Origin of the sequence: Rhizobium sp. Leaf371, from assembly GCF_001424045.1 — a bacterium.
Lineage (GTDB): Bacteria > Pseudomonadota > Alphaproteobacteria > Rhizobiales > Rhizobiaceae > Ferranicluibacter.
Genome location: NZ_LMQB01000024.1, coordinates 219,270 through 231,061, shown reverse-complemented (window position 1 = coordinate 231,061; position 11,792 = coordinate 219,270). Strand labels below are relative to the sequence as shown.

At 62.5% G+C, this 11,792-nt stretch carries 15 protein-coding genes and 1 pseudogene; 5 read left to right on the top strand and 11 right to left on the bottom strand.

Going from position 1 to position 11,792, the window contains the following annotated elements:
* Positions 1 to 13: 13 nt before the first annotated feature.
* Positions 14 to 511: a hypothetical protein gene (locus ASG39_RS15245; RefSeq protein WP_132665043.1), complete on the top strand. Its 498-nt coding sequence runs from the start codon at positions 14 to 16 to the stop codon at positions 509 to 511.
* A 42-nt stretch (positions 512 to 553) separates the two neighbouring features.
* Here the strand turns inward: ASG39_RS15245 and ASG39_RS15240 are convergent, their stop codons facing one another.
* From ASG39_RS15240 to ASG39_RS15230, 4 genes and pseudogenes are all read right to left on the bottom strand, one after another.
* Positions 554 to 814: a DUF2312 domain-containing protein gene (locus ASG39_RS15240; protein ID WP_062595812.1), complete on the bottom strand. Its 261-nt coding sequence runs from the start codon at positions 812 to 814 to the stop codon at positions 554 to 556.
* 237 nt (positions 815 to 1,051) lie between these two features.
* Positions 1,052 to 1,159: pseudogene (locus ASG39_RS23405) on the bottom strand (GapR family DNA-binding domain-containing protein); the annotation flags it as partial.
* 218 nt (positions 1,160 to 1,377) lie between these two features.
* On the bottom strand, positions 1,378 to 1,683 hold the full coding sequence (locus ASG39_RS15235; protein WP_062596005.1) for a DUF1244 domain-containing protein: 306 nt from the start codon (positions 1,681 to 1,683) through the stop codon (positions 1,378 to 1,380).
* A 101-nt stretch (positions 1,684 to 1,784) separates the two neighbouring features.
* Entirely contained in the window at positions 1,785 to 2,579 is a 795-nt protein-coding gene (locus ASG39_RS15230) for an N-formylglutamate amidohydrolase (RefSeq protein WP_062595811.1), read from the bottom strand.
* Between the two features lie 41 nt (positions 2,580 to 2,620).
* Here ASG39_RS15230 and ASG39_RS15225 point away from each other — a divergent pair, with 41 nt between their 5' ends.
* Positions 2,621 to 3,247: a DUF1036 domain-containing protein gene (locus tag ASG39_RS15225; RefSeq protein WP_347360162.1), complete on the top strand. Its 627-nt coding sequence runs from the start codon at positions 2,621 to 2,623 to the stop codon at positions 3,245 to 3,247.
* Positions 3,247 to 4,686 carry a pyruvate kinase gene (gene pyk / locus ASG39_RS15220; RefSeq protein WP_062595810.1) on the top strand — a complete coding sequence of 480 codons (1,440 nt, stop codon included), beginning with the start codon at positions 3,247 to 3,249 and terminating at the stop codon, positions 4,684 to 4,686. The genes ASG39_RS15225 and pyk overlap by 1 nt, the downstream gene beginning before the upstream one ends.
* A gap of 96 nt (positions 4,687 to 4,782) precedes the next feature.
* On the opposite strand, the gene ASG39_RS15215 is transcribed toward pyk, so the two are convergent.
* The 6 genes from ASG39_RS15215 to ASG39_RS15190 all read right to left on the bottom strand — a co-directional run bounded on the left by ASG39_RS15215 (position 4,783) and on the right by ASG39_RS15190 (position 8,961).
* Complete coding sequence (locus ASG39_RS15215; RefSeq protein WP_244481247.1) at positions 4,783 to 5,817, bottom strand: alpha/beta hydrolase; 1,035 nt, start codon at positions 5,815 to 5,817, stop codon at positions 4,783 to 4,785.
* Positions 5,818 to 5,959: 142 nt separating this feature from the next.
* Entirely contained in the window at positions 5,960 to 6,616 is a 657-nt protein-coding gene (locus tag ASG39_RS15210; RefSeq protein ID WP_062596004.1) for a hypothetical protein, read from the bottom strand.
* A 119-nt stretch (positions 6,617 to 6,735) separates the two neighbouring features.
* Entirely contained in the window at positions 6,736 to 6,861 is a 126-nt protein-coding gene (gene ykgO, locus ASG39_RS15205) for a type B 50S ribosomal protein L36 (RefSeq protein WP_034855034.1), read from the bottom strand.
* 204 nt (positions 6,862 to 7,065) lie between these two features.
* On the bottom strand, positions 7,066 to 8,115 hold the full coding sequence (locus ASG39_RS15200) for a 5-(carboxyamino)imidazole ribonucleotide synthase (protein WP_062595808.1): 1,050 nt from the start codon (positions 8,113 to 8,115) through the stop codon (positions 7,066 to 7,068).
* Positions 8,112 to 8,576: a 5-(carboxyamino)imidazole ribonucleotide mutase gene (purE, locus tag ASG39_RS15195; protein ID WP_062596003.1), complete on the bottom strand. Its 465-nt coding sequence runs from the start codon at positions 8,574 to 8,576 to the stop codon at positions 8,112 to 8,114. The genes ASG39_RS15200 and purE overlap by 4 nt, the downstream gene beginning before the upstream one ends.
* A 181-nt stretch (positions 8,577 to 8,757) precedes the next feature.
* Positions 8,758 to 8,961, bottom strand: coding sequence for a YdcH family protein (locus ASG39_RS15190; RefSeq protein WP_062595807.1), 204 nt, complete (start codon positions 8,959 to 8,961; stop codon positions 8,758 to 8,760).
* Between the two features lie 298 nt (positions 8,962 to 9,259).
* Here ASG39_RS15190 and ASG39_RS23400 point away from each other — a divergent pair, with 298 nt between their 5' ends.
* Positions 9,260 to 9,433, top strand: coding sequence for a DUF465 domain-containing protein (locus ASG39_RS23400; protein ID WP_082477274.1), 174 nt, complete (start codon positions 9,260 to 9,262; stop codon positions 9,431 to 9,433).
* A 1,194-nt stretch (positions 9,434 to 10,627) separates the two neighbouring features.
* On the opposite strand, the gene ASG39_RS15180 is transcribed toward ASG39_RS23400, so the two are convergent.
* Complete coding sequence (locus ASG39_RS15180) at positions 10,628 to 10,888, bottom strand: metalloregulator ArsR/SmtB family transcription factor (RefSeq protein ID WP_062595805.1); 261 nt, start codon at positions 10,886 to 10,888, stop codon at positions 10,628 to 10,630.
* Between the two features lie 248 nt (positions 10,889 to 11,136).
* Here ASG39_RS15180 and ASG39_RS15175 point away from each other — a divergent pair, with 248 nt between their 5' ends.
* On the top strand, positions 11,137 to 11,790 hold the full coding sequence (locus tag ASG39_RS15175) for a thiamine phosphate synthase (protein WP_062595804.1): 654 nt from the start codon (positions 11,137 to 11,139) through the stop codon (positions 11,788 to 11,790).
* Positions 11,791 to 11,792 lie beyond the last annotated feature (2 nt).

The window sequence follows — 11,792 nt, the reverse complement described above, 5'->3', positions numbered from 1 at the left end:
GCAGAAATTTAGGTTGAAGCGTAAGGTTGAGGGACACGGCTCTAGCGACAACGAAAACCTAGCGGCGTTCGAAGATATCGATGATCCTCGGCGCCGTATCCAACTCGCACTGGATGAACTTTACCAGCTAAATACGAAAGCCGAGATTGATGCGGCGCTCACTCGCGGTTTGCAGTTTTCACACGAAGGCTTCGCCAAGCGTATCCGCGTTGGTACCGGGACGTTTCGAGTAACGAATAGCGATCTTTTCGAGAAGGTCCGAGACAGGCTGTTGGTCCTTGAGCGGGTGGCTGGACAACGGCTTAGAGGGCAGGCAGCGAAAGGCAAAAGTAGACCTCAAGAATCTAGGACTAAGAGTATTCGTAAGGTCCAGGTCTCTTCGGAGGGAGCCGAACTGCAAAGGTTGAGAGAGGAAAATAGGATCCAAAAGCAGCTACTGATAAATGCACAAGAGGAAATTCTCGACCTAGTCCTCAAGTTAAGCATGGCATTAAAGCTTCCAAATATTTAAAAAGGCCCCATTTGGGGCCTCTGCTGTTCATAAACGGCGATATTACTCCATTCCAAGGGCAGCCATGTAAGTTTGTAGGATGGTCTCTTCTTCAATGCGCTCATTCGCATCTTTTTTCCTAAGCCGGATGATCGTCTTAATAGCCTTCACATCGTAGCCGCGGCCCTTTGATTCTCCAAAAACGTCTTTTATGTCATCCTGTATTGCCTGTTTCTCTTCCTCTAGGCGCTCGATGCGCTCTATGAACTGGCGAAGCTCTGCTGCCGCGACGTTAGTGGAATCTGTTTGAATTTCGTCTGTCATTCATTCGGCCTTTCATTCTTGGGTCAGCACGCAGCATAGGGTGGCATACTACGCGATGTTGAGGTTGATTGACTGCACAACAGCCAGAGCCACGCCGTGTCTTATTGATTGTTATCTAAAATAAGCGCAGCTCATTTGCTATCGATAGGCTACCGCATCGTCAGATGGCGTTAAGCGATTAATTTCATGGCTAAATCAGTCGGGTAGGCAACGTCAGAATGTGTGCAAATCAGAGGCAATCGCAGCCTTTTCCTCTTCCAGGCGCTCGATACGCTCGATGAACTGGCGAAGCTCGGCAGCGGCGACGTTTTCCACGCCCGTTTCCGGGATTGTTCTCTCGTCCATTCCTGTTGTCCTTTTCGTTCAGGCTGTTTGATTGACCATGCATCGTGCCGTCCGGCCGGAAAAGGCAATGACGGGATGCGGAAATTTCGGAGGCGTTCGGGTCTTCTGGGCCTCATGCCCGGCTGGGCCGTCACCTGCCGTGAAGCGGCGTCGAGGTCAAGTTGTTTTGCGCAAAGAATGCGGCACGCGGAAGGGCGTGTGCACCCTTGTTGCCGATCTCATTCCTTCGGGCGGGCGACCTCGAAGGCCGCCTGCTGATCGGCATTCGCCTCGCGCTGGTGCTTCTCGCGCCATTCGTCGTAGGGCATGCCATAGACGATCTCGCGGGATTGCTCCTTGGTCAAGGGCTGGCCGCTGGCCTCGGCCGCGTCGCGGTACCAGTTCGACAGGCAGTTCCGGCAGAAACCCGCAAGAGTCATCAGGTCGATGTTCTGCACGTCGCTGCGCGTGTCGAGATGGGCCAGCAGGCGCCGGAAGGCGGCGGCCTCGAAGGCTGTGCGCTGGTCCGGCGTCAGGTCCGGCATGGCGGAAGCGGGGGTGGCGGTCGTGTCTGGCATGGGGATGTCCTTTCGGTCGGCAGTGCGGGCAGGCGGCGAAGAGGGCAGGGCGCGCGGGCCCCAGGGTGTCACGTGGCGTAGGGTCCCGTGCGGGAGGGGTGTCGTTCGCTCAGGTGCAGGTCGTGCCGGGCGTTCAGCCGCTCGAAGATCGGCGCCAGCCGGTCGACCCAGGCGGCAACGCCTTCCGCTGTCGCGATCTGGTCCTGGCGCACCTCGATCAGCGCATGCGGCATGCCGGTCTCCATGCAATGCCGGTAGAGCGTGTCGCCCCGCAGCGCCCCGTCATAGGGCTCGTTGTCGCCAACCACGACATCGCCGGGTTCGCGCAACGCCGCGAGCAGCGGCAGCACCGCGCGCGCGTCCGTGTCCCAGAGCACGGTGACGTGCCAGGGCCGGGGCACGCCCTTCCAGGCCGGCGTGAACGAATGCAGCGACAGGATCAGCGGCGTTCGTCCGCCGGCTGCCGCGACCTCGGCAAGGGTGTCGGCCACGGCCCGGTGGTAGGGGCGGTGGAACCCGTCCAGCCGCGCTTCGGCTTCCTCCGGAGACAAGGGATGATTGCCCGGGATGATCGCGCCGTCGGAAATCTTCATGATCAGGGTCGGGTCGTCCTCGCCCCGGTTGGGATCGATCAGCAAGCGCGAGAAGCGGCTCATCACCGCGGGCACGTCGAGCCGCGCGGCCAGTTGCCGGATCAGCGGCTCCACGCCGATGTCATAGGCGATGTGCCGTTGGAAGGCACTTTCGGGCAGGCCGAGCATGCCGTAGCAGGGTGGCAGCCGGTTGGTCGCGTGGTCGCCGAGCAGCACGAGCCCGCTGCGCATCTCGCCTCTGATGATCTCGAACGGCGCCTCGTCGGCCATGGGTTCAACCTCTTTGCATGCCTTTAGAATTTGGATGACATGTGGAAAAGGCGATCGCAAGGCGGCGGCGTCGGTCCCCCGTCGCGTCCGCCCGGAAAAAGCCGGAAATGAGCGCTTACACGTCCGTTGACTTTCGCCCCGCACCGTCGCAAGAAAGTGCCTCGACAAAATGCAATGGAGCACCATTGGAAACCGTGTCTCGACATCTTCTCTCCTCGTCGAACATGCGTCGCTTGTCTCTCGGTGGATTGACTGTCTTCGCGCTCGCGCTCGCCTCGCCTCTCCTGGCAACGGAGGCCCGCGCCGAATTTCGCGTCTGCAACGGTACGCAGAACCTGGTTGGGGTCGCCATTGGCTACCGCGCCAAGGAAGGCTGGATCACCGAGGGTTGGTGGCAGGTACCTGCCACCACCTGCGCGACGCTGATCGAGGGCGAATTGCAGTCCCGCTATTATTATCTCTACGCCGAGGATGCGGCGCGCGGGGGTCGCTGGACGGGCAATGTCAACATGTGCGTCGCCGAGAACGAGTTCAAGATCGTCGGCGTGCAGGATTGTTTCGCGCGCGGTTTTCAGCGCATGGGCTTCAAGGAATATGACACGGGACGTCAAGGCAGCTGGATGGTTCAGCTCTCCGACACGCCCGGGACTCAAGAAGGCCAGAATTGATGAGACGGAATAGAAAAGCCAAGATCCTCGCGACGCTGGGACCCGCGTCGAACGAGGAGTCGATGATCCAGAAGCTGCACGAGGCGGGTGCGGATCTTTTCCGCATCAATATGAGCCATGCCAGCCACGACATGATGCGCACGCTGATCCAGCGCATCCGGTCCGTGGAAGAGCGCTGCGGCCGCCCGATCGGCATCCTCGCCGACCTTCAGGGCCCGAAGCTGCGCGTCGGCAAGTTCGTCGACGGCAAGGTCGACCTCGTTCCCGGCCAGTCCTTCACGCTCGACAACAACGAGACGCTGGGCGACAAGACCCGTGTTTTCCTGCCGCACCCGGAGATCCTCGAATCCGTCAAGGCTGGCGACCGGTTGCTGATCGATGACGGCAAGCTGCATCTGCGGGCCGAAAGCGCCGATGGCAAGAGCATCGTCTGTACGGTCGTGTCCGGCACCAAAATTTCCGACCGCAAGGGCGTGAGCCTGCCCGATACGCTGCTTGCCGTCGGCGTTCTCACCGACAAGGACCGCGCCGACCTCGATGCCGTGCTCGCAACGAACGAAGTCGACTGGGTGGCGCTCTCCTTCGTCCAGCGTCCCGAGGATCTGATCGAGGTTCGCAAGATCTCCGGCGGCCGCGTCGGCCTGATGTCGAAGATCGAGAAGCCGCAGGCGATCGAGCGGATCGACGAGATCATCGAGCTCTCGGATGCGCTGATGGTCGCCCGTGGCGACCTCGGGGTCGAGATGCCGCTCGAGGCCGTGCCCGGCCTGCAGAAGCAGCTCATTCGCGCCTGCCGCCGCGCCGGCAAGCCGGTCGTCGTCGCCACGCAGATGCTGGAATCGATGATCTCGGCACCGGTTCCGACCCGCGCCGAAGTCTCCGACGTCGCCACCGCGGTCTTCGAAGGTGCCGACACCGTCATGCTCTCGGCCGAATCCGCCTCCGGCGATTACCCGGTCGAGGCCGTCGCCACCATGTCGTCGATCGCCAGCAAGGTCGAGACGGACCCGCATTACTCCGGCATCATCTACGCCCAGCGCACGCCGCCGGAAGCAACCGGTGCGGATGCGATCTCGCTTGCCGCGCACCAGATCGCCGAAACGCTGAAACTGTCGGCCATCGTCTGCTACACGTCCTCGGGCAATACCGGCCTGCGCACGGCGCGCGAGCGTCCGCAGGTGCCGATCTTGGCGCTTTCGCCGGTCATCCAGACCGCGCGCCGGCTTTCGGTCGTCTGGGGCATGCATTGCGTCGTCACCCATGACGCGACGGACCTTGACGACATGGTCAACCGCGCCTGCCGCATCGTCGCCTCCGAAGGCCTTGCCTCCCCGGGCGATCGCATCATCATCTCGGCCGGCGTACCGCTCGGCACGCCCGGCGCCACCAACATGCTGCGCATCGCCTATATCAGCGAAGACGGCGCCGGCGGCATCTGATCCCGCCGACAAAGCGAACCGAACAGCCAACGCCGCGCCTTGTGACAAGGGCGCGGCGTTTTCGCGTTATGGGCTTTTGTGTCTCGGGCCTGTCGCTCAGTCCGCGTCGTCGCCGGCGATGCGCTTTTCGGCCGCACGGGCAAGACCCTCCAGATCGGGCTTTTCGCCCGCAACGGTCTCGATGGCCGCGATGGCGACGTCGGTGACGATATAGTCGGGCTTGTGGCCGAGATTGTGAATGGTGACCAGCCTGGAGCCCCTGATCGCCTCGTGCAGCTGGCGCGAATGGATGTCCGGAAGCACGACCTTGTCCCTGTCACCGGTGATGATGACGGTCGGCGCCTTGATCTCGACATAGCGCGGCGCGACCGTTTTGACGTAGTCCAGGAGGTTGGCGATATCGATGGCATTGTTGCGGAAGGTCGCCGGGCGTAGCGCCAGATAGGTCTTGCTCTCGGCGATGTAGTCGTCCGGCCGATGGTTGGGCGCAAAGACGCCGCGCGTCGCCTTGTCCACCAGCAGGCGGCCGACGGTGGGCGCGACGAGGGTCGCGAAGAGATCGCCGAGCAGAGGCGTCTTGGCGACGTCATAGTACCAGTCGATGCCGCCCGGCCAGGGATGGGTGGCCGGCGAGAGGAAGATGAGGCCGGCCACCATGTCGCTGTGGTTCAGAGCGAAGGTCGCGGCGATCGCCCCGCCGAAGGAATGCGCGACGATGATCGCCTTGCCGATGCCGCGCTTCTTCATCAGCGCGGCCACGGCATCCGCTTGTCCATCCGGATAGGCGTTGCGCGGGCCGCCGCGCTCGGAATAGCCGAAGCCCGGGCGGTCGAGGAACAGCATCTCGGCCCGGCCCTCGAGCTTTTCGCGAAAGGCTGCCATGGGATCGTTGAGATTGGCGCTGGCGCCGTGGATGAAGACGATGGGCGGCAGGTCGGCACCGGGCGGGCGGGGCACGTGCACGCTGTTCATCCTGTAGCCGCCGACATCGATCAGCTCGCCGCGATTGCCATTGTCGCGCTCGAAGGCCGAAGCCTGATACGTGCCTGCGCCGACCCCCACGGCGATCAGGATGAGGAAGGTCGCAAGCGTCGAAAGCATGATGGTCCTGAAGCGTGGAGTGAAAGGCATGGATCTGTCGTCGTCGCACCGTCTGCAATCCCGCAGCCGAGGGCAACACCTGTCGTCAGGCTTCGGGCGGCATCTGGATTCAGCGGTTCATACGAAGGGGGATGCAGGGCGGTTCACCGCGACGGCCGATGCGCTTGCACCGTCAAGTCCGGTTGCCGGCCAGCTTCTCTTCCAGCTCGCCCACCTGCTCCTGCGCCTTGCGCTCGGCCGGGTAGACGGCGAGGAACTGCTCCCAGGCGCGCAGCGCCAGCTCGTCCTTGCCGGACGCGGTGAGAATCGCCGCCATGCCGGCCAGCGCCCCGAAGTGCCGCGGCTCCAGCGCCAGCACGCGGTTGATGTCGGACATCGATTTGCGGTAGTTGCTCATCTGGTAGTGCAGCGTGGCCCGCTGGTTCCAGCCTTCGACATAGTCGGGCGCAAGCGCGATGACCTGGTCGTAAAGGTCGAGCGCGCTCGGCTGCTTGTTCTCGGCAACGGCCTTTGCCGCCCACTGCATCAGGAGATTGACGGTGGCGCTGCCGGAATCCTGCCATTCCATGCGGATCTGGTCGGCGATGCCGCTTGCCTTTTCGACGTCCCGCTCGCGCTTCAGCGCGGCAAAGAGCGTGTCGAGCTTCTCGGCCCGTGTCGGCAGCTTTTCGGGTACGGCCGGTTTTGCTGCCTGCGCATCGACGGCCGGCACTGTCACGGCAGAGGGCCCGGTATCCGCGGCCTGCGCGGCGCCGGTCGGGGACACGACCAGAAGGGCTGCCACGAAAGGGACGAGGCTGGATGTCGCGGGAATCAGGAGACGGGACATGAAAAAGGCCATGGTGAGAAGGTATCCCGCCATGGCCTCAGATCAAATCAATTTTATGACATGCCCCTCGACCAGAGGTCGAAACGACGGTCACAGCAGTCCCGGTTCGGCAGAGTGCCTCAGCCCTGGCGGGCCTTGAAACGCGGGTTCAGCTTGTTGATGATGTAGACGCGACCCTTGCGGCGAACCAGACGGTTTTCGCGATGACGGGCCTTCAGCGACTTAAGCGAATTTTTGATCTTCATCTTTCTGATCCGCAGGTTGCGGCGAATGCACATTCGCACAGGGTCTAAACAATCAAAAAGCGCGCCTGCGAGCCTGTCAGGGCTGAGCGCGCTCTTTACGGTGGCTGGCAAATACCCCGAGCCCGGGCCGCTGTCAACATCAAGGGCGGGGAATTTGGCCGGAAAGCCGGGTTTTTAGGAGGCTTGCGGCATCCGGCACCACCCTCAGGCCAGCGTCGTGACGTGGCCCATCTTGCGGCCCGGCCGGGCGTCCGCCTTGCCATAGAGATGCACCAGCGTGCGCGGCGCCTGCAGCCAGCGCGGCAGGTCGTCGATGTCGTCGCCGATCAGGTTCTGCATCACCGCATCCGAATGGCGGGCGGTATCGCCGAGCGTCAGGCCGCAGACGGCGCGGATATGCTGCTCGAACTGCGAGACCACGCAGGCGGCCTCGGTCCAGTGGCCGGAATTGTGGACGCGCGGCGCGATCTCGTTGATGACGAGCCCGCCATCCGGCCGCACGAAGAATTCCACGCCGATGACGCCGACATAATCGAGCGTGTTCAGAATCGCTCTCGCGGCGGCGATCGCCGCATCGGTGCCGGCCGGGTCGATCGTCGCAGGAACCGTCGAGGTGTGGAGAATGCCGTTGCGGTGAACGTTTTCGGCCGGATCGAAGGCGGCAAACGCGCCATCGGTGCCGCGCGCGGCGATGATGGAGAGTTCGCGGTCGAAGGCGATGAAGCTTTCGAGGATGAGCGGCACGCCGCCGAGACTCTGATAGACCGCCGCGGCATCGTCGCGGCCATCGCGGAAGACATGCTGGCCCTTGCCGTCATAGCCGAGACGACGGGTCTTCAGCACGCCCTTGCCGCCGAAATCGGCGAGCGCCGCGGCAAGCTCCGCGGCGCTGTCGATCGCGTGGAAGCGGGCCGTCTCCAGGCCGCAGGCGTTCAGAAACCGCTTTTCGGTCACCCGGTCCTGCGAGACTTCCAGAGCTTTCGGCGGCGGGTAGACCGGCAGGCTGCGGGCGAGACGGGCGGCGGCCACCACCGGCACGTTCTCGAATTCATAGGTGACGACGTCGCAGGCGTCCGCCAGCGCGTCGAGGGCGGCTTCGTCGTCGTATGGGGCTGCGATCTGCCGGTTGGCGACCTGGGCTGCCGGACAATCCGCCTGCGGCTCGAGAATGACGGTGCGCACATTGAGGCGCGCAGCGGCCATGGCGAGCATGCGGCCGAGCTGGCCGCCTCCGATGATGCCGAGCGTGATCATGCGGGATCGACCGGGTATTCGGCGACGGCGGCGCTCTGCTCCGCGCGCCAGATGTCCAGCCTGTCGGCGAGATCCGGATCGGACAAAGCAAGGACGGCGGCCGCCAGCAGAGCGGCATTGATGGCGCCGGCCCGGCCGATGGCGAGCGTGCCCACGGGAATGCCGGCCGGCATCTGAACGATCGAGAGGAGGCTGTCCTGCCCGGACATGGTCTTCGACTGCACCGGCACGCCGAAGACGGGCAGGGCGGTCATGGCGGCGGTCATGCCGGGAAGGTGGGCCGCACCGCCGGCACCGGCGATGATGACCTTGAAGCCTTCCTCGCGGGCAGTGGTGGCAAAGCTCACCAGCCGATCGGGCGTGCGATGGGCCGAGATGATGCGCGCTTCATAGGGGATATCGAGCGCATCGAGCATGTCGGCGGCATTCTTCATGGTCTCCCAGTCGGACTGGCTTCCCATGATGATGGCGACGGGGGGCGGGCCGGGGTTCGTCACGTCTCGCACTCCTTCAAAAGATTGGCGAAAAGATTGGCGAAAAGATTGGCCAAAAGATTGGCGGAAGAGGCGGGCGCCGGTTTCGAAGACGCCTGTCGGCATCAGGCCAGTCTCAAGCCAGTCTCAAGCCAGTCTCAGGCCAGCATCAGGCGATGATGTCGGGAATGATCACATCCTCGATCTTCGTGATCTTGTCCTTGATGGCCAGCTTTTTTTTCTTCATCCGCTGGATGCGCAGGGCATCGCAGCCGGTCTGGATCATCGCGTTGATGGCGACATCGTAATCCTCGTGCTCCTGCCGCAGACGCGCGACGCCCAGTCTGAGTTCGGCCTGGTCCTGATCGGGCATGAGGATTTCCCTGTCGGCATCCGGCGGCAGAACTGTCGTCGGGTAAGAAAATGGGTGCGTGGCCGCACGGTCGAAGCAGGCCGGTTCAGATCATCGCGATGCGGTTGGAACCTTCCGGCCCCGTGCGCGATTCATCCAAGGCGCGATCCTCTAGCATAGAACGATCGTTCACGGGAAGTTATCCGTTCTTGCGATTTCGCCTTCGACAAATCGGCAAACGCATGGCACACTTCACCGGTTAGAAACTGAACATCCGGCGCCTGGCGACTGGATGCAAGCAAAAGGAAGGGACTGCCACATGAACATTGAGGCTCATCTTGCAACGCTTGAGAAAAAACATACCGTGCTCGAAGAAGAGCTGCACTCGGCTCTGACAAGACCGTCAGTGGAAGACGAATATATTGCCACGATCAAGCGTCGGAAGTTGCGTTTGAAGGACGAGATCGCCAAGATCCGTTCGACGACTCATTGATTACGTAAAGCAATCTCTCCAGGGAATTTGCAGAACAGGCGGACCGGGCCGATCATGACGGCCTCGGTTCCGCGCATGACAAGCAAGACGCCTCGCAGACCGGCTGACGCCCGCTGCGAGGCGTCGGCTTTTTAAGGGTCCGGGTTTTCGAACCCACCGGCTTCAGGGTGCGCAATTCTCGATGCCGGTCCGGCGTTTCCGGACGTTAATCGACACATCTTCGTGCGACGTCGAGGGCATCGCCTCCAGCCGGCCCGTCGCCGGCGCGCGCTTCCGTCCTCCACGCTCCCGCCGTCCGCAAGACGCGCGCCATCCCGCGAGATGCCGACATCCGCATCATCGCAGAGCATGGTCTCGAATCACTCGACGTCTCGGTCCGATGGTTTGTTGCGTCCAAGGCAGAGGTCGGGACAGTCTGCCGTCGTCGCCCACCGTCCTGCAATCGCGCCCTGCCGGCGGAAAGGATAGCGATCGGAACAACACGGAGAGGTCGTGGCTGGTCTGTCCGCACAGTCTGGCGATTCGCGGGGCCACGGACGACCTGTGCAACGTTGCCCGATCCTTGAATCCCAAGGACCTGCCTCATTCGGATCTTCCCGCGCCTTTCAGCATCGTGCGCGAATCGGGAATCGGGTCTGCGATAACGGTTTGCGCAAAAGCCTGGTCAGCCGAAGCGGCACCGCTTCGGGGTCGGACACTGCGGTAAAACAGAACATGAGACCATGTCCTGTGAGCCGGGGTTCAGGAGAATGTTCGAGCGTGTCGCGATCTTTCAGATTCGCCCGTCGCGCTTTAAACTCATGTTCTTACGTCCGTCGTTCATCGCAAAAAAGCTGCACACTGGAGTGCGACCGGCCTTCTGTATTGCGACAGGCTTTGTCTCTCGACGCTTCTCCCAACAGGCGCCCGTCCTGTCGGATCACGGCATTGGGCATATAACGGCAGCGGGCGGATAACGGCATTCGCCCCCCGGGGCATGGCGGGCACGGATGCAGCCGATCTGGAGCGTGACGCCCAGACGGCAATCGAGGCCCGTCCTTCTCGACGGGAAGCAGGCGTCTTCGCCGATACGCCTCCCAGGCATGAGACCGGCGCCTTTTCAGGCCTTTTGCCTTGCTGCTCGGTTATCTCGATGGCGCAAGCCAAGCCCCCACGGCTGGCTTATCCGCTGATAACCGCGTCCGGCAGCGGCAACTATGCCCAGAACTGGTCCAGCCAGAGATTGACGGCGTCAAATCCCGGCTTGTTGATCTGATAGATGCGCTTTGTCCCGTTGGGCGAAACGGAAACGAGGTTGGAATCAAGCAGAGCCTTGAGGTGCTGTGAAACCGCCGGACGACTGATCGGTAAGCCTTCGGCAAGTTCGTTGACGGTCTTCGGCGCACGCCGAAGTTCCTCCAACAGGTAGCGACGGTTGGGATCTGCGATGGCACTGAAGGGCGAGATATTCGACATATTAGAAGGTTATTGGAAATGCACATTGGCATCAAGTAAATTGTGCGTTGCTACAACCTATTTTTTACAATCTCCTAATTTTCGTCCAATGCGAGCAAGCCCCCAAGCGGCTTTCTCTCAAAAGTAGAAGAACGGCCGATCCCGGCATGGTTGATCCCCGTGGCGCGAGCGGGTATCGCTCAACGCACAGATAAACACGCAGACCACGCACAGATGCACGTCCCCTGCGACCTGCCGGAGCAACCTTCATGAGCCTGACCGACAACCGCTGCCGCCTCGTCCTCATCGTCCCCGATATCGCGGACCCCGCCGAGCGGGCCCGCATCGTCGGCGACGCGCTGAAGGGTGGCGATGTCGCCTCCGTCATCCTGCCGCAATACGGCCTCGACGATCAGGCCTTCCAGAAACATGCCGAAGCGCTGGTGCCGATCATCCAGGAGGCCGGCGCCGCGGCGCTCGTTGCGGGCGATACAAGGGTTGCCGGGCGCGCGCGCGCCGATGGCCTGCATGTCGAGGGCAACCACGAAGCCATGAGCGAGGCGATGGAAAAGTTCTCGCCTAAGCTGATCGTCGGCGGCGGCAATGCGGCCGACCGGCATCATGCGCTGGAGATCGGCGAGGCCAAGCCCGACTATATCTTCTTCGGCAAGCTGAATGGCGACATCAAGCCCGAGGCGCACGGCAAGAATGTCGCGCTTGGCGAATGGTGGTCCTCGATGATCGAGATCCCCTGCATCGTCATGGGCGGCGCGGATCCGGCCTCCGCGCTGGTGGTGGCGGAAAGCGGTGCCGAGTTCGTGGCGCTGCATCGGGCCGTTTTCGAGGTTCCGGAGCGCGCCGCCGCCGTCATTGCCGAGGTGAATGCGCTGCTGGACGAAAAAGCGCCACGGTTTGGCGCTTAAGA

Coding starts and splice junctions, on each gene's coding strand:
- ASG39_RS15240 (WP_062595812.1), bottom strand. CDS start 814: ATGACAGACGAAATTCAAACAGATTCCACTAACGTCGCGGCAGCAGAG.
- ASG39_RS15235 (WP_062596005.1), bottom strand. CDS start 1,683: ATGCCGGACCTGACGCCGGACCAGCGCACAGCCTTCGAGGCCGCCGCC.
- ASG39_RS15230 (WP_062595811.1), bottom strand. CDS start 2,579: ATGGCCGACGAGGCGCCGTTCGAGATCATCAGAGGCGAGATGCGCAGC.
- pyk (WP_062595810.1), top strand. CDS start 3,247: ATGAGACGGAATAGAAAAGCCAAGATCCTCGCGACGCTGGGACCCGCG.
- ASG39_RS15215 (WP_244481247.1), bottom strand. CDS start 5,817: ATGCCTTTCACTCCACGCTTCAGGACCATCATGCTTTCGACGCTTGCG.
- ASG39_RS15210 (WP_062596004.1), bottom strand. CDS start 6,616: ATGTCCCGTCTCCTGATTCCCGCGACATCCAGCCTCGTCCCTTTCGTG.
- ykgO (WP_034855034.1), bottom strand. CDS start 6,861: ATGAAGATCAAAAATTCGCTTAAGTCGCTGAAGGCCCGTCATCGCGAA.
- ASG39_RS15200 (WP_062595808.1), bottom strand. CDS start 8,115: ATGATCACGCTCGGCATCATCGGAGGCGGCCAGCTCGGCCGCATGCTC.
- purE (WP_062596003.1), bottom strand. CDS start 8,576: ATGGGAAGCCAGTCCGACTGGGAGACCATGAAGAATGCCGCCGACATG.
- ASG39_RS15190 (WP_062595807.1), bottom strand. CDS start 8,961: ATGCCCGATCAGGACCAGGCCGAACTCAGACTGGGCGTCGCGCGTCTG.
- ASG39_RS23400 (WP_082477274.1), top strand. CDS start 9,260: ATGAACATTGAGGCTCATCTTGCAACGCTTGAGAAAAAACATACCGTG.
- ASG39_RS15180 (WP_062595805.1), bottom strand. CDS start 10,888: ATGTCGAATATCTCGCCCTTCAGTGCCATCGCAGATCCCAACCGTCGC.
- ASG39_RS15175 (WP_062595804.1), top strand. CDS start 11,137: ATGAGCCTGACCGACAACCGCTGCCGCCTCGTCCTCATCGTCCCCGAT.